Origin of the sequence: Mesorhizobium sp. M0207, from assembly GCF_040321995.1 — a bacterium.
GTDB lineage: Bacteria > Pseudomonadota > Alphaproteobacteria > Rhizobiales > Rhizobiaceae > Mesorhizobium.
Genome location: NZ_JAMYSQ010000016.1, coordinates 140,876 through 164,491, shown reverse-complemented (window position 1 = coordinate 164,491; position 23,616 = coordinate 140,876). Strand labels below are relative to the sequence as shown.

Sequence of the window (23,616 nt, the reverse complement as noted above, 5' to 3'; positions counted from 1 at the left end):
GTCCGAGCCACTTAAGGCGAGGAGGTCGCGTCGACCTTAATCAAGACGCTTCGGTGCGAGTGGATCCACGGCTTCATCGCCGACTTCTTCAACACTATCGACCCATTTCTGCCGTTCGGATATCGGCCTCATCATCTCCAAGGCGGACATTCACCCATTATTCGACTAAAAATCTCGTTCCGATCAAAGCCGCCCTACTTCGTTGCAGCGGCTGCGGCTTCCCCCGGCGGCATAATCCGCATCATGAACGTCGACACCGCTTCCCCGGGTTTGAACGGGCCGGGAACCTGGTGGCTGACCGGCTTCACACTTTGGAGGAATGCCGCGATCGCCATGGCGTCATCCGCGGTGAGATGCGCGAAATCGCGCCAAGGCATGATCGGCGCCAGGATGCGGCCGTCCGGCCGTTCGCCGGTCTGGATCGCGGTGACGATCTGCTCCGGGGTCCAGCTTCCGATACCGGTCTCCCTGTCAGGCGTGATATTGCGGGCGACAAAGACACCAAGACCAGGAATCTCGAAGCCCACATCTGAACCGCCAAGGAAGCGCGACATGTCGGGCTTCCCGAAGAAGTAACCGGATGTGTGACAGTCGCTGCAGCCGGCAATCGTAACCAGATATTCGCCGCGCGATCTGTGTGTCATCGGCCATGGCCGCGTAAGATGGCAGGGCAACAATCGACGCTGTCAAGAATGCAAGATGAACTGGTGTCCGAAACATTGCTTCCTCCCTGTGATCTGTTCGTGTTTGTCCGTCGACCTCGCGCGCCGTCAACCGGTCGCAATTCCCCGATTTTAACCACGTCGAGGACGCTGAATTCTAGCATGGCCAGCACGTAGTAACCGTCAGCGATCAATTGGATGGTCGGCACTTGTCGCGCCCCGTTGAGCGCAGCTGTGACGGAGCTTGCTCAGCCGACGCACACGCCTTCTTTTGGCGCGATCGAGCCACGCACGTTGATGGATCGACTTCGTCGCCTGAAATGCCTTGACGGTCGGACCGGGTCGAACTCGGTCGTTCAGAGTGATTGGGTTTGATCCTGAAACGTCAGCCGCAGGCGACCGGATTCTTCAGCCGCCACACCGCATCATGCGCCGCCTCGGCCGGCCGCGCGCGCCTGTCAACCTGAGCAGTCCCACCTGTCAGCCGCATCAGTGCACCCACCGCGAACCACGCGGAACCGTCAAATCCCCATAGCGCCGGAACCACGCCCTCCATCCCGCGGGTTCTTTCCCTGGAGGCTTTCGGACGCCGGCCCTCGCGCCAAGCCAACACCTGTTGGCCGGCATCCGTAACCCTAAACAATAGCCGACATTTGCCGCACGCCTTCAGCTTTGACATCGGCGCTATCTTCAATTGCTGCCGGGGTGGCGGTGTAACCTTCAACGTGAGTCATCATGGCCTCCCTGATGTTGATAGGACGCCGCTGGCCTCTTGGGGTGCTCACGCGCTGAAGCTCGCGCTGCGAGCTTTCGACACGCTGTTCTCGGCTCGCGCGAGCCCCAACCCGAACCACAACGTCCACAGGGCCATTACAAAAGACGACGCAACCCAGACGAGGCTGCCCAGCCCGATGCCGAACCACATGCCCAGCGGCCATCCGACGAAGGCACCAAGCCCGGCCACGACTCCGACCAGTGACGCCCAGGTCGGCGTTACCTGTTGCCGGCTCAGCGTCTCATTGCCGGCGATCACGGCAACCGCCAGGCAGAGGAACATGAAGCCGTTGGCCTTGCCCTCGGCGAAGGCCCACCAGACCGCGAATCGCGCCATGTCGTTGGCGGCGACGGCATCGGCGACGGTGGTGGCCTCGGCCACGGCGGTTGTCATCGTCCAGAGCGCGCCGACGGCCACCACCGCCCAGGCGGATAGGGTCCACCAGCGTTCGGTCAGTCGAGAGCCGGCGGTCAGCACGATCAGGCTCGCGACGACGAACAGCGAAAGTGCTGCCGCGGCGGCCCAATGCACGACCACCCACAGGGTGACGCCACTGCCGATGGCCTGCATTTGCTGGGCGAGGTCGGGATTAATCGGCCCGTGACCGATCAGGACGAAACCCAAGAGTACAGAAGCGATCGCAAGCCAGGCGCCCGCGACCCGCATTGCGGTATCGGCATGCGACATCGCTACTTCCCTTCATTGTGGCCGGATGTTCGCAGCGCGATCACTGCGTCCGTCTCGCGATCTGTGGGCGAGCTGCGCCGTGGCGCCGCGCATCCATGGCCGATCGATTTCGAGTGCAAGCTAGCGCGGAAGGGAGGGCGGCGCTTCGGGCGAACCACCCAATGGGCGCCGATGACGGCATGGGTGATTCGACCCATGCCAGACCTGCTCAAACCAGGCGGTGCTCGTAGGCCCAGGCGGTGGCGGCAGCGCGCGTGGGGACGTCAAGCTTGTTGAAAATATTGCTGACGTGCCTGTCCACTGTCTTCCCGCTCAAATCCAGTTCGTTGGCGATTTGCTTGTTGGTTTTGCCGGCAGCGACCAGGCGGAGAACTTGCAGTTCACGGGCAGAGAGGCCGCGGGCTCCGTCTGATCGCATGCCAAGCAGGATATCGACACGAGAAAGGTCCGGCATGGCACCGAGCTGCCGGAACACTGTCCGGGCTGCCTGCAACTCCAGTTCCGCACCATCGTTGTCACCGAGGGCGCGGCAAGCCTGGCCTATCATGACGCCTACGCGCGCTGCTTCGTATGGCGCTTCGACTTGCTGCCACCCCTCGAGTGCCTGGCGCAGCCAAGTCAATGCAGCCTGCGCTTCGCCTTCTGCCAGTTCCACCGCTCCCCGCGCGTGAGCGGCAAGGGCGCGCAGCGGTTCGGTTCCGTAGCTTTCTCCAACGTCCGCCAGTTCGTGGCAGGCACGCCGTGCTTCCTCGATGTCATCAGCCGCCAGCATGATCTCGACGTAAGCAGGCAGCAGCCGAATGCGCTTCAGTTGGTCGGTCGTCGCGCCCATGACGCGCCGGATTGCGGCCGCAGCCGCATCGATGTGCCTTTCGGCCAACCGCAACAGGGCAAGGCCCGGCTGCGGTTCGAAGCCATGTTGGCTTGCACTCCGATATGCCTGCTCGGCCACGTCAAAGTCTCCGCGAAGGCGGTATACTTCCGCCAGCTGGTACCATGCTCCAGCCGTATCTCTCCGATTGTTCGACTGCGTCAAACGCTCCACGGCCTGCTGCGCTTCGTCGATCGCGTCCTGCCATGCGCCGCTGAGCCGCTTGATCTCGGCGCGATGCATCAGGCAGGTGCCGCTGAAACTGATCAGCTGGGGCTGTTCGGCGCACCATCGCCCCAGGGCGGAGGTCCATTCGCGTGCGCGGCCCAGAGCATGGACTTGCTGACACGCTTCGATCACGCTGCAGTAGATCAAGCCGGTAAGCAGCGGCGACAATTCGCCGGCCGTGACCGAAACCATCGCCTCGTCGAGGAGCGCGAAACCTTCCGCGGTTCGCCGCTGGCGCAACAGAACACGGCCCTGCAAATGCCGTGCACAGGCAACCAGATCCACGTCCGCAAAGCGCTCGCCAATCTCGACTGCGCCGCTCGCCGCAGCGTAGGCCGCTTCAAGGTTGCCCGAAGCAAGCTGCTGTTCGACATGGGGCAGCATCAGGTAACCCTGTTCGGCACAATCATGTGGCTCGCGTTCGAGCAGCCGATGCGCCCGTCCAAACCAGCCGGCCGCCTGAGCCATCTCCCCACGAAAGACAAGGCGCAGGCCAAGCCAGAAGGCGCAGCGGGCGGCCCGATGGCACTCGCCCGCGTCCAGATATGCATGATGGGTTCGCTCCAGGGCCCGCAGGTACTCCTCGTCGCGCCCGGTCAAATAGGCCGACATCGCCAGCCGTTCGAGATCGTCCACTGCGAGCGGAGCCGCTTCGCGGGCACGCGAGAAGAACCGATAGGCGTCGTCCCACGCCCTTTCCTCGTAAGCCTCACGACCGAGCACGAGCTGGTCCGCCTCCTGCAAGGAGCCGCTGTTGAATTGCTGTCGGTCTGACCTGCCCATCCGCATTGGTTCCTAGCCATCAATGGCTGCTTTGGAGCCAAGGTGCAGTATAGCATGCTCGAACGCGAATGACCGGAATGCACTTAAAGCGCTCTGAATGGGGAACGTCCCGGACGACTGAAACGGGTCGAACTCGGTCGTTCAGAATGATTGGGTTTGATCCTGAAACGTCAGCCGGCCGTGGCCGGCGTCTTCAGCAGAACGTCGCCAGAGGCTCAGTGCGGATCTCGACCCACTGGCAGCGCCGGCTCTCATGATAGAAGGACAAGAAGGGCGATGGGAACGCAGGGTCCGCGAAGGCACCCACCGGGATGGCGGTCAGACCGGGCTGGGTGTCGATCCGGTAGTGGACGGTGGTGCCGCAATCCGGGCAGAAGCTGTAGATGACGCGGCCACCCTCCTCGCCGGTGCGCGAGAATTCCGCTGCCCGCCCCTCGATCGATACGTCATTCTCGGCAAACCGCGCATTGAAGCTGAATGCACTGCCGGTGCGCCGCTTGCAGGCCAGGCAATGGCAGACGGAGACGCGCACCGGCTCGCCCGAACAAATGGCCGATAGCTGACCGCAGGAACATTTGGCGCGACGCGTGACCATGGCTGCTAGACTCCTGAAATGACCTCACTGCGCATCCGCGTGGGTGCTCAATTCGGCCCGCTTCTCATCCGAGACGACGGCGAGATCGAGGACCTTCTGCAATTCGGCAGCATGCCGGAACGACGGTTCGGCCTGGACGCCGCTGCGCACCGCATCGACGAAGCGCTGGTAGTTGGTCTGCACCGTTCCGGCGTCCAGAACTTGCCATTTGGCGTTCTCGACATCCTCGCCGATGCAGGCTTTCAGCTCCGAGCCGGTCAGATTGTGCACGACTTCGATGCCACCCTTGTCGCCGTAGATGCGCAGTCGGAGCTCGTTGAGATGGCCCGTCGCCCAGCGGCTGGCATGGACGACGCCGAAAGCGCCATTGCTGAAATCGAGCGCCATGGTGAAACTGTCATTGGCGTCGAGCTCGTACTCCCCGATCCGGTTGCCAGGCGCCTTGTCGAAGGACCGCAGGCGGCAGAACACATGGTCGATGTCGAGCACCGCGCCATAGCTGGCGAAATCGAGGATGTGGATGCCGACGTCGCCCAGCACGCCATTGGAGCCGTGGCCGCGCGACAGCCGCCACAGCCATTTCGGATCGGTGCGCCAGTCGCCCCAGAACTTGGATATCAGCCAGCTCTGCAGATAGGACGCCTCGACATGCCTGACCGTGCCGATCTCGCCTGCCAGCACCATGGCGCGCGCTCTCTGCAGCGGCGCGACATTGCGATAGGTCAGGTTGACCATGTTGATGATGCCGGCCCGCTCGGCCGCATCGGCCATTTCACTGGCCCTCTGGTAATTTTCGGCGAGCGGCTTTTCGCACAGCACCGGCTTGCCCGCCGCGATCAGCATCATGGTGGTCGGATGGTGGATGCGATCGGGCGTCACGTTCGCCACCGCGTCGAACTTGCCCCATGCCAGCGCCTCGTCCAGCGACGCGAAGCGGTTGGGGATACCGTAGATGTCCGAAAACTTGTCGACACGCGTGCGGTCGAGATCGACGGCGCCGATCAGTTCGACGCCCTCGATCTTGCCGAACTGCCTGGCATGCTCCTCCGCCATCCAGCCGGTGCCGAGTATCAACAGACGCATGATTCTTATCCTTAGGACAGGGCTTTATCTTCTTGTTCGATCATGGATTTGTCGTCTAGCGGAAGCCGGCTTCGCCGGCGGAATGAAGCTTTCCGCCGCGCTCGACGATCGGCTCGAGCGCCTTTTCCACCGGCACGTTCGGCGCATCGAGGATGGCTGGATTGGAGCCTTGGGGGTTGTGCGCCCATCTCACCGCATTGCGCAGCACCTTGTGGACGTTGGCGTCGTGATAGGTCGGATAGGTCTCGTGGCCGGGCCTGAAATAGAAGATGTTACCGGCGCCGCGGCGATAGGTCAGCCCCGACCGGAACACTTCGCCGCCCTGGAACCAGGAGATGAACACGGTCTCGAGCGGCTCCGGCACGGCGAACTGCTCGCCATACATCTCCTCGTTCTCGAGCTCGAAATACTCGCCGATCCCGGCAGCGATCGGGTGGTTGGGGCTGGTCACCCAGAGCCGTTCGCGCTCGCCCGCCTCGCGCCATTTCAGCGTGCAGGGAGTGCCCATCAGCTTCTTGAATACCTTCGAGAAATGGCCGGAATGGAGAACGATCAGCCCCATGCCTTCCCAGACGCGGCGCGCCACGCGCTCGACCACTTCGTCGGCGACGGCGCCATGGTCCTTGTGTCCCCACCACAGCAAGACGTCGGTCTCGGCCAGACGGTCGGCCGGCAGCCCATGCTCCGGCTGCTCCAGCGTTGCCCAGGACACTGATATTTCCGGGTCGAGCTTCAGTGCATTGGCGATCGTCGCATGCATGCCCTCAGGATAGATGCCCGCGACCACTTCGTTGGTTCGCTCATGAATATTCTCGCCCCAGACGACAGCGCGTATTGTCATGATGTCCTCGTGATTGTTTGAAGCCGGAGCCGCTCCACCGGCCACTCATACTGTCCCTGGACGGGATTGAAAACCTTCGAGATTGGCCAAACCTCCCCAGCTTCGTCATCCCAGGGCGGAGCAGGCGCGAAGCGGCGTCGCGAAGACCCTGGGATGACGAAGCCATGAAGGGCTGCCGCGAGCGACCTAAGCCCCTCGCCCCTCTTGGGCGACGCGTGTCAGCGGCTTCGACAGGCGCGGCACCACGACGAGGCGCTTGATCTTGCCCTTCTTGTAGGCGGCGAGGAAGCGGGCATAGTCCTTGAAGACGACGCAGCCATTCGATTCGGCGCGGCCGCCGCGCAGCATGTAGGTGTGGGCGAGCAGGCCGTCACGGCCATATTTGTTGCTGCCGCTGGCCGGCGTCAGACGGATCGCCTCGACACCGTGGAAGCGCGATTCGCGCATCGTCAGATTGTAGGTATCCGGCGGCGTCGGGCCGACATTCTTCTTGTGGACGTAGCGTGGCTGGTCGACCATCGCGCCCAGTCCCGAATGTGCCTCCAGCCGCGAGCCGTCGGGCATATAGACGGTCTTGGCCGAGATGTCGTAGACGGCGACGCCGGTACCCATGTTGGGCGTGGTGAACAGGTTCCTGAAGGCTCCGCCGAGTCCGCCGGAAGGCATGTCGGGCTTGGCATAGGCCAGCATGTCGCCGCCCTGCGTCTTCGAACGTTTGCCCGGCTTGCCCGACACACCCGGCACTGCCGCTTGTGACGAATTGCGAGGCGACAGGCTGCCGGGTTGCGTCTCGACCGGCGGACCGTCGGCCGTCTGCACCTTGCTCGCCTTGGCGGTCCTGGAGGCCTGCGCCTTGGGCGGCTCCGTTTTCGATGCCTGATCCTTTTGCGCCTGATCTTTTCGCGCCTGGTCTTTTAGCGCCTGATCTCTTGACGCTTGAGCCCGCGGCGCCTCGGCCAGCTTATCGATGTCCGCCCGCGGACGCAGCGTCGGCAGCGGAATGCTGTCGGGCATGTCGTCTTGCGGCGGCAGCGAGGCCAGTTGGACCTCAGGTTCTTGCGGCTCTTGCGAAGCCGCGGGCTCGCTTGCCGCGACGGCTGCCGGGAGCACGTCGATCATCTGCTCCGGCAATGTATTCGCCAGCGCCAGCGCAAGGCGCGACGAGCGTTCGATCTCCGCCACCGCGGGCCCGAAGCGCACTGACGCCGGGCCGTTCGGGTCGGGTATGCGTACCGGCTCGGCGAACCGGGCGTCGGCCGGCAGGCTGGCGAGCATGACGGGAGAGCCGGCTGAGGCACGGGCAAAGGCGGCGGCAAGCTTTTGCGGCGACAGCGCGGCCTTGGCGACCACGTCGTCGAAGCTCGATTGCCGCGACGCATCAGCGACAAGCGGCACGGTGTTGCGCTTGAGGCGGGCCGATTTTCCCTGGTGGACGAAGTTCGACGCCGACCGCAGGCAGTTGGCATCGCATCCGTGCTGCAGCAGCTTGGCCGACAGCGCCGCGTTTGCTGCGGCCCATGTCGGGGCCTGCGCCTTTGGAAGGCTGCGGCGAGGATCGGCGAGCGCGATGGTGCGCGGCGCGAGCAGGCTTTGCGGGAGACCGTTGGAAGCGGCGCTGAGCGAGGTTCCCACTGAATAAAGGCCGGCCAAGGTCGCCACCGACCATAAAGCAATGGCTGCGCCGACGGCCGGAACCGCGACCCAGCGCAGGCCGGGCCTCATCGAAGTCAATCCAGTTGCAGGACTGTCACCCCGGGTTTTCGCACTTACAAACGCCATTCAACCACTCTCAATCGGCCGATGCCGGCTAGCGGATTTCGCAGCCGTGACATTCACAGTTCGCCTGGTGCCCCCAGCACGCTTTGCGTCTGTTGCCGATTGATTCAAAAGATGGACAAAGTTGGTTAACCAATCCCTCTACCGACCGCCGATTGGGCGACGGTCACACCGAAAAACGCCCTCCAAAACCTGCATAGTTGGCAAAACTGCCCTCCAATGATGACTTTGCTGCCCGTTTTTGTCGGCCGAGTCAAGAAAGCGAAATGACTAGACCTTGCTGGGCGGAGTCGGCCATGGCTGCCAAAGTGAAGCCGGGCCGACGGGAATCGCGCGGCCGGTAGCCGCCGCCATCAAGCCCCGGCGATCGGTCAAACCGGCGATTATCGACCTGGCACTTGTCGACCTGCCACTCGGGCGAATGAACGTTAACCTCTGAGAATTCGGGATAGCGGCAAGATGTTTGCCGCACAGCAGCTGAATGTCGCGAAGTGTCGGAGCGGGATATCCAACACCTAGGCCACAGCCACCACTATGTGAGCCTGGATTTTGGCAGCAACCTCGCCGCTGCCATGCCTGTCAGCAATCGCGGCTGCGGCGTAGTCGGTTGCAGCGTCCAGTTTTCCCGCCTCTCTGGTCTCGATTTCATTGCGAAGGAGAGTGCCCTGGCAATATGCAACGGCCGGAACGCGGGGCGAGGAGGCACGGCTTTGTTCGGCTCTCGTCTCGATCACCACACCGGAAAAACCTGCGTCCTCCAGCTCGCTACGGATCAGTGCCGTATCGTGGTAGCCATGCGGCGTGCGTGCCAGAAAGCGCGGTGGATCGTTCGGAAAAATCCTCGCCAGGGCATTCGTCACATCGTCCGCAAATACATTCTCTTCGATGCGATCCCATACGCTGAATAGAAAATGTCTTCCGGGCTTCAGGACTCGCCGCGCTTCGCGATAGGCAGATGAGCGGTTGGGAAAGAACATCGCACCGAACTGACAACAAACGAGATCGAAGGCCGCATTTTCGAACGGTAGCGCCAGAGCATCAGCCTGACGCCATTTGATGCGATCGTCGGGAGCTTGCCGCGAAGCGGCGTAGTCGAGCATCGGCTGGTTGAGGTCGGTTACGACATAGCTTGCACCGAGCGACAGTTTTGGCGCCAATGCGCGGGTGACAACCCCGGTGCCCGCGGCGGTTTCCAAAACGGCGCTTGGCGACAAGGACGCTGCCCGTCGTGCAAGATCTGCGGCGAACGGCTCGAAAATCAACGGCACCATATAGCGGTCGTAGTTTTCCGGAATTGAGCCGGCGAATACCTTGTCCGTTTCCAACATTGCTATCCCCCGCCGTCCGTTTGATGGCTCGTCAGCATAGCATGGAATTGTTTGCTATTCGGTCGCATTCGACCGGGAGGCGGTTCGCTCCCGGAAGCTCCGAAACGCCGTGCTGCAATTATCTGCATATGTGTTAATATATTGTGGTCATGCGCATTGGTGCGTGGCCAACCATAAAATGGGAGGACGCGATGAAAACCATGAATCGCAGGTCCGCGATTGCTCTCGGCGTGACGGCGGCAGCGGTAACGCCTTTGTTCACGCTGGCGGCGGCGGCAAAGGTGAAGAAATACGGCCCGAAGGAAGGCAAGGAGATTGCACCCGGCGTCAGATTGGTCGAGGTCGGCACCGGCAATTCCGATATCCCCGCCTACAAGAGCATCTCAATTGTCGATATAGTCTTTCAGCCCGGAGCAGCCGCCCCTCAAATGGTGATGGACAACGACATGGTCTGCACCATTGCCGCCGGTGAATTCACGATCAAGAAGGCCGACAAGGAATTCAAGCTCAAGGAAGGTGACGTATATACCTGCTCCAAGGGCAAGACCGACGCGGCGGCCAACACCAGCAAGGTGGTCGGCATCCACCGCATCGCCGTCTTGATACCTGCCTAGCGCATACCGACGAAATCGGCCCGCGTCCTCTTCGGAGGCGCGGGCCTTTTGATGACGTGCGTGGCCTTGTGCGGTTCATCGTTTCACCGCTTCAACCCGGTCGACTTCGTCCAAGTGTGGTGAGGCTCATGCTGTTCATGGTTTTTCCTCCCGTTTTTTGCTTATGGGCGGTTCTCCCTCCGACCGCTTTGAAAGGGTGCGATTATATTAGAGATCGCGCAAGTTTCTGGCTGACTGCTGGCCGGTATAGGGGCCTGCATTGGCGGATTGGCAATGCGGCAGCGCGCTGAGCGTTTTGGAGTTCACGAAACGGCCCGGTGCTCTTCCCGAGCTGCCTCCCAGACCTCGCGCGCCGCATCTGCATTCAGTGCCGCGATTCCCAGGCCGACGATCAAATCCGGCCACGCCGAGCGCCACAGGAAGGCCGTCACCAATCCGGCCAGTATGATCGCAATATTGGCGACCGCATCGTTGCGGGCCGAGAGAAATGCCGCCCTGGTAAGACTGCCGCTGTGATGGCGGTAGCGCGCCAGCATGTAGGCGCACGACAGATTGACCGCCAGAGCGCCTAATCCCGCCAGCGTCAGCGCCGTTGGCTGCGGCGGCACCGGCATGTTGAACTTTTCCCACGCGGTCCACAGCGTCGCCAGGCCCGGCACCAGCAGGATAAGCGCCAGCGCCATGCCGACCCGCGAGCGGGCACGCAGCGACCATCCCATGGCGAGCAGTATGAGGAGATTGACCGAGGCATCTTCCAGAAAATCGACGCTGTCGGCGAACAGCGACACCGAGCCGATCGCCAGCGCGACAGCGAATTCAATGCCGAAATAACCCAGGTTCAGCAGTGCGACGACAACCACCACCCGGCGAAGGCCGTCCGACGCAATGGCTTGCTGCATGGTCTGTCCTAACACGATGCCGTTGTCGCTCTTACCAGCTGCTCTTCCAACGCAACAGCCGCATGGCATTGGCCGTCACCAACACCGTCGCCCCGGTGTCCGCGAGAATGGCGGGCCAGAGGCCGGTGATGCCGGCGATCGTCGTCACCAGGAACACTGCCTTCAGGCCCAACGCAATGGTGACGTTCTGCTTGATGTTGGCCATGGTTGCTTGGGACAGCCTGATCATGGCCGCAACGTCGCCGACGCGTCCATGCAGCACCGCTGCGTCAGCCGTTTCAAGAGCCACATCGGTGCCGCCGCCCATGGCAATGCCGACATCGGCCGCGGCAAGTGCCGGCGCATCGTTGATGCCGTCGCCGACCTTGGCTACCCTAAGCCCCTGCCCCTTCAACTCGCCGAGGATGCGCTGCTTGTCCTCAGGGAGCAGTTCGGCGCGCACCTCGATGCCGAGCTGTTTGCCGATGGCAGCCGCCGTGCGCTTATTGTCGCCGGTTAGCATGACTGTCCTGATGCCTGCATTGGTCAGCGCCTTTAGACCGGCGAAAGCATCCGGCCGGGGTTCGTCGCGCATGGCAATGAAGCCGGCCAGCGCGTTGTCTACAAGCAGCACCGCCACTGACTTGCCTTCATCGTTCAATGCCACGATGCGTGCCGCCTGGTCTGCTGGCAGCAGGTTTATCTCGCCCGCCGCGACTGGCGAGCCCAGAAACAGGTTCTTGCCGCCGACACGACCGATAACCCCTTTACCGCCGATCGCTTTGGCTTCGGCGGCAGGCGGCACGGGAATGTTGCCGGCTTTGGCCCTTTGGAGGATGGCCAAAGCGAGGGGATGGCTCGAGCCGATCTCAAGCGCTGCCGCGAGCGAAAGGATGTCGCGTTCACTGGCACCCACCGCAACGACATCGGTGACCTGTGGCTTGCCGAGCGTCAGCGTGCCGGTCTTGTCGAGCGCCACGGCGTTGATGGTCGCGAGCCCTTCCAGCACCGCCCCACCTTTCATCAGCAGGCCGCGCCGGGCTCCGGCCGAAAGCGACGCCGCGATCGCCGCCGGAACTGAAATGACCAGCGCGCACGGGCAGCCGATGAGCAGCAGCGCCAGCCCCTTGTATATCCATTCGTTCCAATCGCCGCCCAAGAGCAGCGGCGGTGTGGCGGCCACAAGCGCCGCGACGGCGACAACGCCGGGCATGTACCAGCGCGAAAAGCAATCGATGAAGCGCTCGGTCGGCGCCTTGTTTTCCTGCGCCTCCTCGACCAGCTTGATCACGCGTGCAATCGTGTTGTCTGCGGCGGTCGCCGTCACCTTGACGCGCAGCACGCCGTCGCCGTTGATAGTGCCGGCAAAGACCGTGTCGCCGACGTCCTTGCGCACCGGCACGCTTTCACCGGAGACGGGTGATTCATCGATGGCGCTCCCGCCTTGGGTGATCTCGCCGTCAGCCGGAATCCGGTCGCCCGGCCGCACGAGGATGATGGCGCCCACAGCCAGGCTTTCTGCCGGCACCTCGCGGGTCTGGCCGCCTTTCTCGACGAACGCGGTTTTGGGAACGAGGACCGTGAGCGCTTGAATACTGGACCGTGCCTTGCCGGCCGCAACCCCTTCGAGCAACTCGCCGATGAGGAACAAGAAGACCACCGTCGCCGCTTCCTCGCCGGCACCGATGCTGACGGCCCCGGCCGCCGCCACAGTCATCAGCATTTCGATTGTGAACGGAATGCCTGCGGCTGCGGCCATGGCCGCTCGGCGCGCGATCGGAGCCAGGCCGAGCAGCATTGCGGCGATGAAGGCCCACGGGCCGGTCGCGGGCCAGGCGCAATCAATCGCGAAAGCCACGGCCAAGGCGACCCCGCTGGCGATGGCCAGGCGGCCCTTGGCGCTGTCCCACCATAGCTCCGACGCCGGCGCATCATCGTTATCATGTAACCCCGCTACGTTCTCGTCGTGATTGCGCCTTCCGTCGGCATGGTTGTCGGCGGATTGATCGGACGCCGGCGTCCCAGACTTGGAGGTCAGCGGAGCGACGGCGTAGCCGAGGCCGGTGACCTTCCTCTCGATCGCGCCGAGATTGCTTTCGGGAGTATGAGTGACCGTCAGAGTGCCCGCCGAAACGGATACGTTGATGTCCTGAACACCAGGCATCCGCCGCACGGCCGTATCGATTTTGCTGGCGCAACCGGCGCACTCCACGCCTTCCACGCGGTAGCGGGTCTGGTGTTTGGTCGCAGCCATGGTGAACCTCTTGTATCTTCGAGCGCGACGCTACATCCTCTAGCGACTAGAGGAGCAAGCGAAAATGCCAGCAGGTATGACCATCGGTGAAGCGGCCCGATACAGCGGCGTGAAGGTTCCAACCATCCGCTACTATGAGCAGATAGAGTTGGTTCCTGCCGCTGCCCGCAGCGAAGCCAATCGCCGGCAGTATGAAGCGGCAGACTTGCGCCGGCTCGCCTTCATCAGGCACGCGCGCGAGTTGGGGTTCGGGATCGAAGCCATCAGGGCGCTGCTGACGCTGCAGGATAATCCCAGCCAGCCTTGTGCGACCGCCGACGTCATTGCCCAGGCGCGTCTGGCCGACGTGGTTCAGCGGATACGCAGCCTTACAGCATTGAAAGCCGAGCTGGAGCATATGGTCGAAGGCTGCCGGCACGGAAAAGTCTGCGAATGCCGTGTCATCGAGGTGCTGGCGGATCACGATAAATGCGAGCATGCCCGGCACTGATTGGGTCCCCTTGGTCGCTATGTCACAGCATTGGCACTTGCAAAAACCGTACTTTGCGGTCAGCCTGAGCAGATGTTGGCTCGGCTGTCGCCAAAACACATGCTTGTCACGCTGCTCGCGGTCTTCCTGACCGTGGGGCTCAGCCTGTCCGGTGCACAGGCCAGCATCATGTCGGCAACGATGACGGCCGGCATGGCTGCCGGCGATGGCATGACCATGCCCGCGGGGCCCGGCATGGACAAGATGGCCGATGCCGCCATGAAGGGTGACTGCAAGGGGTGCCTCAAGGGTGCCGGCGGTGACGGCAAGGGGATATACTGCCCGCCGACCTGCATTGCCCCGGCGCTTGCGTTGCTGCCGCAGAAGCTCGACATGGCGGCAATCCCGCTGCCGTCGCAAATATCGCCGCTGCCGGCGCCGTTCCTGCACGGGCGAAGTTCCCTGCCCGACCCATACCCTCCCAGAGCCAGCGCTCTCGTCTGACGCCGTTTCAGCCGTCCCACGGCTGATGTCCGGCGTCCGGTCGCCCGCTCGCGTTGATGCGCGACGGGCGCGGACAAGCAATCAGTCGACGCTCGCCGTCGATCGAGATCGCAAGGAACGTAAGGGTGAATAGCAATTCCAGTCTTTTCCTGTCGCGCCGCGGGTTCCTGCTTGCGGCGGCGGGCGTCGCCGTCTCGACGTCGATGCGCCCGGCGCCGGCAGCCGCAGTTGATGAGCGCCGTATCAAGGTCACGCCGGCCCATGCCCGGTTAATCGACGCAGGTGGCCCGCAAACCGCGGTATGGGCCTATGACGGCACAATTCCCGGCCCGACACTGCGCCTGCGGCAAGGCCAGCCGGTCCGCATCACTGTCGAGAACGGTCTCGACGAGGATACGACCGTCCACTGGCACGGCATTCGCCTGGCAAACGCCATGGACGGCGTGCCGGGCCTGACCCAGAAGCCGATCGGGCCGGGGCAAAATTTCGTCTATGAGTTCACACCGCCGGACGCCGGCACCTTCTGGTACCATCCGCACGCCGACAGCCTGGTCCAGCTCGGCCGAGGCCTTGCCGGCGCACTGGTCGTTGAGGAGGTCGAGCCGGTCGCCGTCGACCGTGACATTCTGTGGCTGCTGCAGGACTGGCGGCTTGCGGCCAATGGGCAGATCGCCGGCGGCTTCGGCAGCGCCATGGATGCGTCGATGTCGGGCCGCGTCGGCAATGTCGTCACCGTCAACGGCACGGGGCCAGGCGATCGGAGCGTGAAGGCCGGCGAGCGCGTCAGGCTGCGGCTCGCCAATGCCTCGCTTGCCCGCATGATGGCGCTGCGCTTCGAAGGCCACCGTCCGGTCGTCGTCGCCATCGACGGCCAGCCCTGCGATCCGCATGAACCGGAGGGTGGTCGCCTGGTGCTGGCGCCCGCCATGCGCATCGACATCGTGCTCGACATGCAGGGCCACCCCGGCAGCCGCCACGCGGTGATCGACGATTTCTACGACGGCCTTGCCTACACCCTGACCACACTCGCCTATGACGCAGCGCCGCCGCTGAGAACCCATCCGCTCGACACGCCTGTCGGCCTGCCGCGCAACCCCTTGCCCCAGCCCGACCTCGCTGGCGCCGAGCGCCAGGAAATCGTGCTGCAGGGCGGCATGATGGGCGGCGGCAAGCTCAAGGGCGTCGGCGGCATGATGGGCATGGGGATGATGGGCATGAACGGCGGTGCGGCCTGGGCGATCAACGGCATGTCGATGACCGGCGACGGCCATGCCGGCATGGCGCCGCAGTTCACGCTGAAACGCGGTGTGACCTGCCATCTCACCATGCGCAACGAAACCGCCTGGTGGCACCCGATGCATGTCCACGGCTTCAGCCTGTCGGTCATCTCGCGCAACGGTTCGCCGGTGCCGCACCGCCAATGGCAGGACACTGTGCTGCTCGCCCCCAAGGATGTGATCGAATGCGCCTTCGTCGCCGACAATCCGGGCGACTGGATGCTGCACTGCCATGTCGCCGATCACCAGATGGCCGGCCTGATGACGGCGTTCCGTGTGACCTGAAACTTTTATCCAATCAAGGAGAACTGCAATGAAACTGACCTACCGCCTTGCCGCACTGTCCCTGCTGATCGCAACGCCGCTGCCCGCCTTCGCCGCAACGATCAACGCCGTCATGTACAAGAACCCGCAATGCAGCTGCTGCGAGTCCTACGCCAACTATCTCGGGCACAACGGCTTTAAGGTCGACATCAAGTCGGTCAACAATCTCTCCCAGATCAGCAGCGATGCCGGCGTGCCGGCCGACCTCGAAGGCTGCCACACGCTGATGGTCGACGGCTATATCGTCGATGGCCTGGTACCGGTCGAGATCGTCAAGAAGCTTTTGACCGAGCGCCCTGCCATCACCGGCATAACGCTCGCCGGCATGCCGGCCGGCGCCCCAGGCATGGGTGGCGAGAAGCAAGGCCCCTTCGTCGTCTACGCCTTCACCAAAGACGGCAAGGCGCCCACCGTCTACGCGACCGAGTGAGGACATTGTGAGCAAACTAGCCATGGTCCTGGTTGGCATGCTGCTGGCGTTTTCGTGGCCGGTATCAGCCGCTGAGCCGCCGCAGAACTTTGCCGTTCACGAGGCGCCCGTCCCGGTGCCGGAAATCAGCTTCGAGGATGGCAATGGCAAGCCGAAAATGCTTGCGGATTTCCACGGCAAGGTCGTGCTGCTTAACGTCTGGGCGACATGGTGCGCGCCCTGCCGCAAGGAGATGCCGACGCTCGATCGTCTGCAGGCCAAGCTCGGCGGTCCGGATTTCGAGGTCGTCGCGCTGTCGATGGACCGTGCCGGACCTGACGCCGTCAAAATGTTCTATGGCGAGATCGGGGTCACACACCTCGCCCTCAACATCGACAGTTCCGCGAAGGCGATGTTCACGCTCGGCGCTGTCGGCCTTCCGATGACCCTGCTGATCGACCGCGACGGCAAGGAAATCGGCCGGTTGATTGGGCCGGCCGAATGGGACGCGCCCGACATGGTCGACTTCCTCCGCGGCCGCATCGCCGCCAACCCGGAAAGGAAGTGACCGATGCACATCCAATCGAGCTGGAAAGGATGGATGCGTGTGCTGCTGGTCGCGCTCGCAGCACTGGTCGCGGGCTTCGTCTACGGTGCGCGGGCGCACTCACTCGACGATGTCGACGCCATGCTGCAAAGCGATGAGAAATATTTCCAGCAGATCGACAAGCCGGCGCCTGATTTCACACTGCGCACCGCCGATGGGCGTGTCGTGCGAACGGCGGATCTGCGCGGCAAGGTGGTCGTCCTCCACTTCATCTACACGTCGTGCCCGGATGTGTGTCCCCTGCATGCCGAGAAGATCGCCGATGTCCAAAACATGGTGAACGGCACGCCGATGAAGAATCAGGTCACCTTTGTCAGCATCACCACCGATCCAAAGAAAGACACGCCCGACGTGCTGCACTCCTACGGGTCGGCGCACGGGCTCGATCCCGTCAATTGGCTCTTCCTGACCACGACCGAGGATCAGCCGGAGGATGCGACCCGCAGACTGGCGGAGGCCTTCGGCCACAAGTTCACGCTGACCGATGACGGCTATCAGATGCATGGCATCGTCACCCATGTGATCGACAAGGAGGGCCGCTGGCGGGCGAATTTCCATGGCCTGGATTTCGCGTCCGTCAATCTCGTCACCTTCGTCAATGCGCTCACCAACAATGTCGAGCGCCCGCACCATGATCAGGAAACGGGATGGTGGGCGAAAATCAAGGACATGTTCTGAGCACCATTCGCACGTGCCGGCGGTCCGGCGAAACAGAGGGAGGGAGAAGCCTGTGGCCCACAAGTCCAATCCATTGAGCGGAGCCGTCGGCAAAATGGCCCGTGCCGTCATGCTGGCCGGCGCGACGATGTGGCTCGCGCTCGGTCTCCACAATCAGGCGATCGCCGCGCGCGAGATGTCCCAGGACCAGTTCGACCAGCGTATCCACGATTATATCCTCGCGCATCCCGAAGTCGTCATGGAGGCGCTGCAGAGCCTCGACGCCCGCCAGCGCGAGGCTGCGGCAAAAGAGGCGAAAGCCGCCCTGGCGGCCAAGGCGGACGAGATTTTCCGGGACCCGGCGAGCCCGGTCGGCGGCAACGCCGAAGGCGACGTCACCATGGTCGAGTTCTTCGACTACAACTGCCCCTATTGCCGGCAGGTTGCGCCGATCATGGCGCAAGCAATGGCCGACGATCCGCATCTTAAGGTCGTCTACAAGGAATTCCCGATCCTCAGCACGGATTCCGTATTTGCTGCCAAGGCGGCTCTCGCCGCAAAGCGCCAGGGCAAATACCTGGCATTCCACAAGGCCCTGTATGCGGTGAAGACGCGGGTGACCGAAACGGTCGTGCTGAAGGTCGCTGCCAACGTCGGGCTCGACGTGGCTAAACTGAAGACCGACATGCAGCGGCCCGACATCCAGGCGTCGATCGACCGGAATACGCAACTGGCACAGGCGCTGAAGATCAGCGGAACGCCAAGCTTCGTCGTTGGCGAGCAGATTTTCCCCGGCGCGACCGACCTGGCAACGATGAAGAAACTGATCCAGCAGGCGAGGAGCAGCAAATGAGCCGAATATGCTACCTAAACCGACGGACGGTTGTTCTGGGCGGCGCCTTTTGCGCCGCCGCGGTCCTGAGCTTCCTCAAGGGGCCGGATCTGGCGATGGCCGATGGGGATGCCGATCTGCTGCGCCGTTTCAAATATCTCAGCCAGAACGGCAACAGCACGTGTTCGGCCAAGTTCACCGAGTCGATCGCGACCATGCCGGCGATGTCGCGGATCACGGGCTCGTGCTGCAGCCCGATGGAGATGAAGCGCTATGCCGAGCAGGTGAGCGGCCTGGCCAGGTACCGCGACATCGCGATGATCCCAAGCGATCCGTACGATATTCAGGCCGGCATCGCACAGAAGATGATGCCCTACTACGATGTGAAGCTCTCCGGCGACGAGCAGCAGGCTTACGACTATGCGATGGCTAATTCCAACGAGAAAGGCCCATGCTGCTGCCAATGCTGGCGCTGGAAAGTGTATGGCGGGCTGGCGAAGTTCCTGATCCGTGAGCACGGTTTCACCGGCAAGCAGGTCGTCGATGTCTGGGATCTCTCAGACGGCTGCGGCGGAGGTATGTAAGACGACCAGGACGTGGTCGACACTCCGGTTGGCAGGACAAGATACTTCCGGTTGCCGGGACAAGGGCGACAGGGCGGCCGATCGGGTTTCCTCGTCGTCTTGACCGAAATCCACGGCGAGCTAATTCCCTGCGCAATCGCCGATGCTTACCGACTAAGGCGGGCTTTCACTGACAGCAAGGTGATTGCAATGATGAATGGTCCAATGGGTACGTGGATGATGGGCGGCATGGCGCTCGTCTGGGTCCTGGTGTTCGTCGCCCTCTTGCTCGCGATTGCAGCCCTGGTCAAATACCTGCGAACCTGAAGCCGTAGACACCGTCAAGCATACGACTATGCGATGGCAATTTCCGAGGGGAAGGGAGCAGCCGCTGCCAATCCCTGTCAGACGAAGCCGGGAACCGGCTTGGTCTTGCCGCTCAGTTGCGCGCCCAGCGTCAGTGTCTGCGGGAAATTCCGGACGATCGCCGCCATCAAGGTGGCGCTGCCGGGGCGAAGGGCAATTCCGGCAACGGCCGCGGCGGCGTAGACCCGTGTCGAAAACAGTCTTTTCCAGGCCGCCTCGTAGCGTCTGGCGGCAGCCTCGCGCCCTGCTCGGCCACTTGGCGCGCATGCGAGTTCGCGAGCCAGCAGCCAGCCGGACTGAAGCGCCATCGAGATGCCCTCGGCGATGACAGGATGAGACTCTCCGGCTGCATTGCCGACGCGGAAGATGTCCTCTTCGTAGCACGAGCGAATTCCCGGCCGGATCGGACCTGCGGCAAGCCACGGACCGTCGAGGAGAGCCGGTTCCAAGGCGTTCCTGACGCCTCGGCACGAGTCCACGAGATGGCGCGAGACCGCATCGGCGGCCGACACGTGGCTCCGTTGTTTGGGGCCATATTGTTTACGCAGCCGCGCGAGCATATCGCGCCGGATGCAGCACGAGATCGACAACCGGCCATGATCCGCCGAAACCATGCCGCCATAGCCGCCGGGGAAGGCCAGCAGAGGCATCAAATCCGGCGGCAGGGACGACCCGGTGAAATGCGCCTTGAAGCCGAGCAGGTCCGACGGGCGATTGGCCTTTGCGAGCTGGCTGGGCAATGGTCCCGGTTCCCACGAGCCGTGTGCGGCGACAATCACCGGCGCTCGCAATATCGCCGCTTCATCCCCGGCCTGAATTCGCACCCTTCGCATCTCACCGTCCGGCTCGATGGCGACGGCGCGGCAAGGTTGAAAGATTTCGACACCCGCCGATCGCGCCGCTTGCAAAAGCAGAGAGTCGAGAATGTCCCGGCCGAGCGCCCGGCCGAAGCTGTCTTTCCCACGAGGCCCAGCTCCTGCACGTGGCATTGCCGCCTCGACACAGGTCTCCCCGGAAAACAAACCGACGCGGCGGATTTCGGGGCCGGCATTGGTACGCCAGGCATCGCCGATCCCGAGCCGGTCGAGAAGCGCAAGATTGCTTGCCGAGATGTATTCGCCGCAGACCTTGCGGCGTGGAAACGCACTCTTCTCCACAATTGCCACGGCCCATCCGCGCCGGGCCAGCGTGAGCGCGACGGATGTGCCCGCCGGGCCGGCGCCTATGATGATCGCGTCATGGGTCGACAATCCCGTCATGGGTCGTTGCCGGCGCTGGCGCCGACGAAAATGTGGGAAAACAGGCCGGCGCGTCGTTCCTCGACCGGTTTGCCGTTCGCCGCAAGCCAGAGACGGGAAAGCTCGCTGCCGCGAAAGCCGGCACGCACGCTTTGCGCCGCATCGTTTCGTGTGACGTCGTTGGCGCCGATTGCCGGCAGAAGACGGGTCGCGGCCAGCGGCAGTTTCGCCCGCAGCGGCTCTGTCGCAATGAGCAACGGGGCTTTCGGCCCGATCAGCGAAAACAGACGCACGAGTTGCGCATCGTCGAGATGATGCAGAAACAGATTGACGGTGACGGCGTCGAACCGCGCGCCCTCGATCTTTCCTGCCCAGTCGAAGACATCGGCGGTGACGCCTTCCGCCTTCCATCCCAGCCGGTCAAAATCGCCGCGCAATTGCGCGGTGAGGAGGCCGACGCGGTCGAGCATCACCAGTTCGACCCCGGGCCAATGCCTGGCCACGCGCCGCGCCACCGCCAGCATGAAGGAGCCATCGCCGGCGCCGATCTCCAGAATGCGGCGTGGCGGCTTTGGCACAAACCTCCTGAGCAACGACGTCATGATCGGCGCCTGAAACATTAGCATATTGATGCGCCGAACGTCGCGGCGCGCGGCCAGCGCTCGCGGATCTTCGGCCGCAAGTCCGTCGAGGATTTCCGGCGCAAGCTGCCGGTGCTCCAGGCCGCTCATGACACCGTTCGAAAGAGCATGGTTTCGGCCGTCAGCCCGGGTCCGAACGACATGCCGCAACCGAGCAGGCCGGGTGGCGCCTTCAGCATCTCCTTAATCACGAACATGACGGTCGCCGACGACATGTTCCCATACTGGCGCAACACCTCGCGCGATGGTTCCAGCGCAGTGGGCTCCAGTTCCAGAGCCCTTTCGACGGCATCGAGAACCGAACGTCCCCCCGGGTGCACGGCCCAAAGGTCGATGTCTTTAGCCGATCGGCCTCCGAGGATGGCGGCCTGGCTGTTCCGCAACGCTTCATGAATCGCTGCCGGCACCTGGCCGGAAAGAACCATTTCGAAGCCGTGGTCGCGAATGTTCCAGCGCATCAGGTCCCGCCGTTCCCTCGCCACCAGACAGTGAAAGCTATCGAGCTCGATGCCGGCCGGCTCGGCAGTGATGAGCGCAGCCGCGCAGCCGTCGCCCCAAAGGCAGAACGACAGCAGTTTTTCCAGCTCGGTGGTCTGTCGCAGATGCATCGTGCAGAGTTCGATATTGACCAGCAGGACCTTGGCCTGCGGGTCGGAGCGGACGATGTGGCGGGCCAGCTTGAGGCCGTTGATCGCCGCATAGCAACCCATGAATCCGATCATCGTGCGTTCGATCCCGTTCGGCAGCCCGCAACGCGCAACCAGCTCGAGATCGATGCCCGGCGCCGAAAAGCCGGTGCAGGTGGTGACGATCAAATGGGTGATGCGGGAAGCGTCGCCAAGCTGCAATCCGTCGATGCCCTTTTGCGCCAGAACAGGTGCGGCATCGTCGAACATCGCCATTCTCGCCGCCGTTCCGGGAAACGCGCCCCGGATGAAGGTTCCGGCCAGGTCGGCGGACGGTCCCTCGGGGTCGGACGCCGGCGCAAAGCAGGAATATCGGTGCTCGATGCCGGCAAGATCGGCCATGCGTTCGAAGATCCTCCGGCGATCGGCCGCGAGCATGGAGGCCGCGAAACGCAGGTAGAATTGATGAACCTCGTACTCCGGCACCGCTGTCGCGATCCGGTTGATATAGGCCTTGACGGGCATGTTCTGTCTCCTCGGCGTCTGCGCGGTGTTGCGTCGAGCCAGCGCCGGAGGGTCTTTGCTCATCGGCACCCGGTGTCGAACACCGGGTTTTGAGCACTGTTCGGTAAAAACGTTTCCGAGGACCGATTTCTTCCCGAAGGTTCAGTATGTGCTGGCAGGCAAACGGTTGGAGCGGGCGGGCGGTTGCGTCAGGCATCCAAAATCGCCACATCATGTTGACCTTCCATCTACTGGAAGGTCTATTTCCTCCGATAAAGGAGATTTCCGCCATGAACATCGGCGTCGCATCCGAAAAATCCGGCCTGCCGGCCAAGACGATCCGTTACTACGAGGATATCGGGCTCTTGCACCCGGCCCGGACAGACAATGGCTATCGCGATTACTCGACGGCCGATATTCACCGGCTGCGCTTCCTGCAGCGCTCGCGAAGCCTGGGGTTTTCGGTCGACGAATGCCGCCAGCTGCTGTCGCTGTACCAGGACAGGGAACGTGACAGCGCCGACGTGAAGGCGATCGCGAAAGCCAAGCTGGTCGAGGTCGACAGGAAGATCGCCGAACTGGTCGGATTGCGCGGCTTGCTTCACCAATTGGTCAGTCACTGCCACGGCGACGAGCGGCCGGATTGCCCGATCATCGACGAGCTGGCAGGACAAGGCGTCGCCCAGTGAGGTGGATTGAAAATCGGAGCGGCTGACGTGCAAACTTCGCTGTCATGCCGGCTTGTGCTGCCGCACGACCTTCCATTCATGCCAGATCAGCACCATGACGACAGCATCGAATACGGTCAGGACAAGCAGGCCGAACGAATGGGTGTAGGAGTAGCGGTAGACTTGATAGAACATAAATGCGCCCAGCGCCGCAAGCGATGCCGGATACGACCACAGCTTGCCTCTCAAAAGCCCGACAACGAGCAGCAGTTTTATCAGGCCGTGGCTAAGTAGGTAGAAGGCATAAAACTCCTTGCTGGCGACGGAAAAGTGGCTTGCCATCTGCGACAGATAGCCAGCTATGAAATCGTTCGGATCTTCGATCAATTCCTCTTGGGTGAATGTATTGACCCAGGAGGCAATGGCGTCGGTGGTGACGACATAAAGCAGGATCCCGCCCACGCATTCGATCAGGGCATGCGCCCCTTTAAGCCAGATGCTGAGCTCGAAAATCTGATGGATGCGGCGTTCGTCTACTGCTTTCACGAAATTCACC

Annotated in this window: 24 protein-coding genes and 1 pseudogene; 10 read left to right on the top strand and 15 right to left on the bottom strand. The window is 62.9% G+C overall.

Features of this window, described 5'->3' with window-relative positions; all coding sequences use genetic code 11:
* Positions 1-194 precede the first annotated feature (194 nt).
* The 9 genes and pseudogenes from NKJ15_RS21305 to NKJ15_RS21265 form a co-directional block, all read right to left on the bottom strand.
* Positions 195-720 (bottom strand): annotated as a pseudogene (locus NKJ15_RS21305) (cytochrome c).
* 327 nt (positions 721-1,047) lie between these two features.
* Positions 1,048-1,218, bottom strand: a complete 171-nt coding sequence (locus NKJ15_RS21300) for a hypothetical protein (protein WP_352501300.1) — start codon at positions 1,216-1,218, stop codon at positions 1,048-1,050.
* Positions 1,219-1,443: 225 nt separating this feature from the next.
* Positions 1,444-2,124, bottom strand: a complete 681-nt coding sequence (locus NKJ15_RS21295) for a hypothetical protein (RefSeq protein ID WP_352817365.1) — start codon at positions 2,122-2,124, stop codon at positions 1,444-1,446.
* A gap of 208 nt (positions 2,125-2,332) precedes the next feature.
* Positions 2,333-4,006, bottom strand: coding sequence for a LuxR C-terminal-related transcriptional regulator (locus NKJ15_RS21290; RefSeq protein WP_352817363.1), 1,674 nt, complete (start codon positions 4,004-4,006; stop codon positions 2,333-2,335).
* A 193-nt stretch (positions 4,007-4,199) separates the two neighbouring features.
* On the bottom strand, positions 4,200-4,601 hold the full coding sequence (locus NKJ15_RS21285) for a GFA family protein (protein WP_352817360.1): 402 nt from the start codon (positions 4,599-4,601) through the stop codon (positions 4,200-4,202).
* 24 nt (positions 4,602-4,625) lie between these two features.
* Positions 4,626-5,684, bottom strand: a complete 1,059-nt coding sequence (locus tag NKJ15_RS21280; protein ID WP_352775866.1) for a Gfo/Idh/MocA family protein — start codon at positions 5,682-5,684, stop codon at positions 4,626-4,628.
* Between the two features lie 55 nt (positions 5,685-5,739).
* Entirely contained in the window at positions 5,740-6,525 is a 786-nt protein-coding gene (locus tag NKJ15_RS21275) for a ThuA domain-containing protein (RefSeq protein ID WP_352817357.1), read from the bottom strand.
* Positions 6,526-6,711: 186 nt separating this feature from the next.
* Positions 6,712-8,247, bottom strand: a complete 1,536-nt coding sequence (locus NKJ15_RS21270; RefSeq protein WP_352817355.1) for a DUF2778 domain-containing protein — start codon at positions 8,245-8,247, stop codon at positions 6,712-6,714.
* A 569-nt stretch (positions 8,248-8,816) separates the two neighbouring features.
* Positions 8,817-9,629 carry a class I SAM-dependent methyltransferase gene (locus NKJ15_RS21265; protein WP_352817353.1) on the bottom strand — a complete coding sequence of 271 codons (813 nt, stop codon included), beginning with the start codon at positions 9,627-9,629 and terminating at the stop codon, positions 8,817-8,819.
* A 191-nt stretch (positions 9,630-9,820) separates the two neighbouring features.
* Between NKJ15_RS21265 and NKJ15_RS21260 the strand changes: the two genes are divergently transcribed.
* The gene (locus NKJ15_RS21260) at positions 9,821-10,243 is read left to right on the top strand and encodes a hypothetical protein (protein ID WP_352817350.1); all 423 of its coding nucleotides are present in this window, start codon (positions 9,821-9,823) and stop codon (positions 10,241-10,243) included.
* A 302-nt stretch (positions 10,244-10,545) separates the two neighbouring features.
* On the opposite strand, the gene NKJ15_RS21255 is transcribed toward NKJ15_RS21260, so the two are convergent.
* Together NKJ15_RS21255 and NKJ15_RS21250 are read right to left on the bottom strand one after the other, a co-directional pair.
* Positions 10,546-11,142 (bottom strand): cation efflux transmembrane domain-containing protein, encoded by a 597-nt coding sequence (locus NKJ15_RS21255; RefSeq protein ID WP_352817347.1) that lies wholly within the window; start codon positions 11,140-11,142, stop codon positions 10,546-10,548.
* A 31-nt stretch (positions 11,143-11,173) separates the two neighbouring features.
* A complete protein-coding gene (locus NKJ15_RS21250) occupies positions 11,174-13,375 on the bottom strand; it encodes a heavy metal translocating P-type ATPase (RefSeq protein ID WP_352817344.1) in 2,202 nt (733 codons plus the stop codon).
* Between the two features lie 76 nt (positions 13,376-13,451).
* On the opposite strand from NKJ15_RS21250, the gene NKJ15_RS21245 reads away from it, so the two are divergent.
* From NKJ15_RS21245 to NKJ15_RS21210, 8 genes are all read left to right on the top strand, one after another.
* The gene (locus NKJ15_RS21245) at positions 13,452-13,865 is read left to right on the top strand and encodes a MerR family transcriptional regulator (protein ID WP_352817341.1); all 414 of its coding nucleotides are present in this window, start codon (positions 13,452-13,454) and stop codon (positions 13,863-13,865) included.
* Between the two features lie 99 nt (positions 13,866-13,964).
* Positions 13,965-14,348 (top strand): hypothetical protein, encoded by a 384-nt coding sequence (locus NKJ15_RS21240; RefSeq protein WP_352817339.1) that lies wholly within the window; start codon positions 13,965-13,967, stop codon positions 14,346-14,348.
* A 125-nt stretch (positions 14,349-14,473) separates the two neighbouring features.
* Positions 14,474-15,910, top strand: a complete 1,437-nt coding sequence (locus NKJ15_RS21235; RefSeq protein ID WP_352817337.1) for a multicopper oxidase family protein — start codon at positions 14,474-14,476, stop codon at positions 15,908-15,910.
* Between the two features lie 28 nt (positions 15,911-15,938).
* Entirely contained in the window at positions 15,939-16,379 is a 441-nt protein-coding gene (locus NKJ15_RS21230; protein WP_352817335.1) for a DUF411 domain-containing protein, read from the top strand.
* Positions 16,380-16,386: 7 nt separating this feature from the next.
* Positions 16,387-16,926 (top strand): TlpA family protein disulfide reductase, encoded by a 540-nt coding sequence (locus NKJ15_RS21225; RefSeq protein ID WP_352817332.1) that lies wholly within the window; start codon positions 16,387-16,389, stop codon positions 16,924-16,926.
* Positions 16,927-16,929: 3 nt separating this feature from the next.
* Positions 16,930-17,643: an SCO family protein gene (locus NKJ15_RS21220; protein ID WP_502906934.1), complete on the top strand. Its 714-nt coding sequence runs from the start codon at positions 16,930-16,932 to the stop codon at positions 17,641-17,643.
* 52 nt (positions 17,644-17,695) lie between these two features.
* Complete coding sequence (locus tag NKJ15_RS21215) at positions 17,696-18,475, top strand: DsbA family protein (protein ID WP_352817330.1); 780 nt, start codon at positions 17,696-17,698, stop codon at positions 18,473-18,475.
* Positions 18,472-19,038 carry a hypothetical protein gene (locus NKJ15_RS21210; RefSeq protein ID WP_352817327.1) on the top strand — a complete coding sequence of 189 codons (567 nt, stop codon included), beginning with the start codon at positions 18,472-18,474 and terminating at the stop codon, positions 19,036-19,038. The genes NKJ15_RS21215 and NKJ15_RS21210 overlap by 4 nt, the downstream gene beginning before the upstream one ends.
* A 383-nt stretch (positions 19,039-19,421) precedes the next feature.
* Here the strand turns inward: NKJ15_RS21210 and NKJ15_RS21205 are convergent, their stop codons facing one another.
* The 3 genes from NKJ15_RS21205 to NKJ15_RS21195 are packed head-to-tail and all read right to left on the bottom strand — an operon-like array spanning position 19,422 to position 22,413.
* The gene (locus tag NKJ15_RS21205) at positions 19,422-20,642 is read right to left on the bottom strand and encodes an NAD(P)/FAD-dependent oxidoreductase (protein WP_352817325.1); all 1,221 of its coding nucleotides are present in this window, start codon (positions 20,640-20,642) and stop codon (positions 19,422-19,424) included.
* Positions 20,639-21,352 (bottom strand): methyltransferase domain-containing protein, encoded by a 714-nt coding sequence (locus NKJ15_RS21200; RefSeq protein ID WP_352817322.1) that lies wholly within the window; start codon positions 21,350-21,352, stop codon positions 20,639-20,641. The genes NKJ15_RS21205 and NKJ15_RS21200 overlap by 4 nt, the downstream gene beginning before the upstream one ends.
* On the bottom strand, positions 21,349-22,413 hold the full coding sequence (locus NKJ15_RS21195; RefSeq protein WP_352817319.1) for a type III polyketide synthase: 1,065 nt from the start codon (positions 22,411-22,413) through the stop codon (positions 21,349-21,351). Before NKJ15_RS21195 ends, NKJ15_RS21200 begins: the two co-directional genes overlap by 4 nt.
* Before the next feature lie 269 nt (positions 22,414-22,682).
* On the opposite strand from NKJ15_RS21195, the gene cueR reads away from it, so the two are divergent.
* Positions 22,683-23,081, top strand: a complete 399-nt coding sequence (cueR, locus tag NKJ15_RS21190) for a Cu(I)-responsive transcriptional regulator (protein WP_352473250.1) — start codon at positions 22,683-22,685, stop codon at positions 23,079-23,081.
* A gap of 42 nt (positions 23,082-23,123) precedes the next feature.
* On the opposite strand, the gene NKJ15_RS21185 is transcribed toward cueR, so the two are convergent.
* The gene (locus NKJ15_RS21185; RefSeq protein WP_352452336.1) at positions 23,124-23,606 is read right to left on the bottom strand and encodes a DUF2127 domain-containing protein; all 483 of its coding nucleotides are present in this window, start codon (positions 23,604-23,606) and stop codon (positions 23,124-23,126) included.
* Between the last annotated feature and the right edge of the window lie 10 nt (positions 23,607-23,616).

Coding starts and splice junctions, on each gene's coding strand:
- NKJ15_RS21300 (WP_352501300.1), bottom strand. CDS start 1,218: ATGGAGGGCGTGGTTCCGGCGCTATGGGGATTTGACGGTTCCGCGTGG.
- NKJ15_RS21295 (WP_352817365.1), bottom strand. CDS start 2,124: ATGTCGCATGCCGATACCGCAATGCGGGTCGCGGGCGCCTGGCTTGCG.
- NKJ15_RS21290 (WP_352817363.1), bottom strand. CDS start 4,006: ATGGGCAGGTCAGACCGACAGCAATTCAACAGCGGCTCCTTGCAGGAG.
- NKJ15_RS21285 (WP_352817360.1), bottom strand. CDS start 4,601: ATGGTCACGCGTCGCGCCAAATGTTCCTGCGGTCAGCTATCGGCCATT.
- NKJ15_RS21280 (WP_352775866.1), bottom strand. CDS start 5,684: ATGCGTCTGTTGATACTCGGCACCGGCTGGATGGCGGAGGAGCATGCC.
- NKJ15_RS21275 (WP_352817357.1), bottom strand. CDS start 6,525: ATGACAATACGCGCTGTCGTCTGGGGCGAGAATATTCATGAGCGAACC.
- NKJ15_RS21270 (WP_352817355.1), bottom strand. CDS start 8,247: ATGAGGCCCGGCCTGCGCTGGGTCGCGGTTCCGGCCGTCGGCGCAGCC.
- NKJ15_RS21265 (WP_352817353.1), bottom strand. CDS start 9,629: ATGTTGGAAACGGACAAGGTATTCGCCGGCTCAATTCCGGAAAACTAC.
- NKJ15_RS21260 (WP_352817350.1), top strand. CDS start 9,821: ATGAAAACCATGAATCGCAGGTCCGCGATTGCTCTCGGCGTGACGGCG.
- NKJ15_RS21255 (WP_352817347.1), bottom strand. CDS start 11,142: ATGCAGCAAGCCATTGCGTCGGACGGCCTTCGCCGGGTGGTGGTTGTC.
- NKJ15_RS21250 (WP_352817344.1), bottom strand. CDS start 13,375: ATGGCTGCGACCAAACACCAGACCCGCTACCGCGTGGAAGGCGTGGAG.
- NKJ15_RS21245 (WP_352817341.1), top strand. CDS start 13,452: ATGACCATCGGTGAAGCGGCCCGATACAGCGGCGTGAAGGTTCCAACC.
- NKJ15_RS21240 (WP_352817339.1), top strand. CDS start 13,965: ATGCTTGTCACGCTGCTCGCGGTCTTCCTGACCGTGGGGCTCAGCCTG.
- NKJ15_RS21230 (WP_352817335.1), top strand. CDS start 15,939: ATGAAACTGACCTACCGCCTTGCCGCACTGTCCCTGCTGATCGCAACG.
- NKJ15_RS21220 (WP_502906934.1), top strand. CDS start 16,930: ATGCACATCCAATCGAGCTGGAAAGGATGGATGCGTGTGCTGCTGGTC.
- NKJ15_RS21210 (WP_352817327.1), top strand. CDS start 18,472: ATGAGCCGAATATGCTACCTAAACCGACGGACGGTTGTTCTGGGCGGC.
- NKJ15_RS21205 (WP_352817325.1), bottom strand. CDS start 20,642: ATGACGGGATTGTCGACCCATGACGCGATCATCATAGGCGCCGGCCCG.
- NKJ15_RS21200 (WP_352817322.1), bottom strand. CDS start 21,352: ATGAGCGGCCTGGAGCACCGGCAGCTTGCGCCGGAAATCCTCGACGGA.
- NKJ15_RS21195 (WP_352817319.1), bottom strand. CDS start 22,413: ATGCCCGTCAAGGCCTATATCAACCGGATCGCGACAGCGGTGCCGGAG.
- cueR (WP_352473250.1), top strand. CDS start 22,683: ATGAACATCGGCGTCGCATCCGAAAAATCCGGCCTGCCGGCCAAGACG.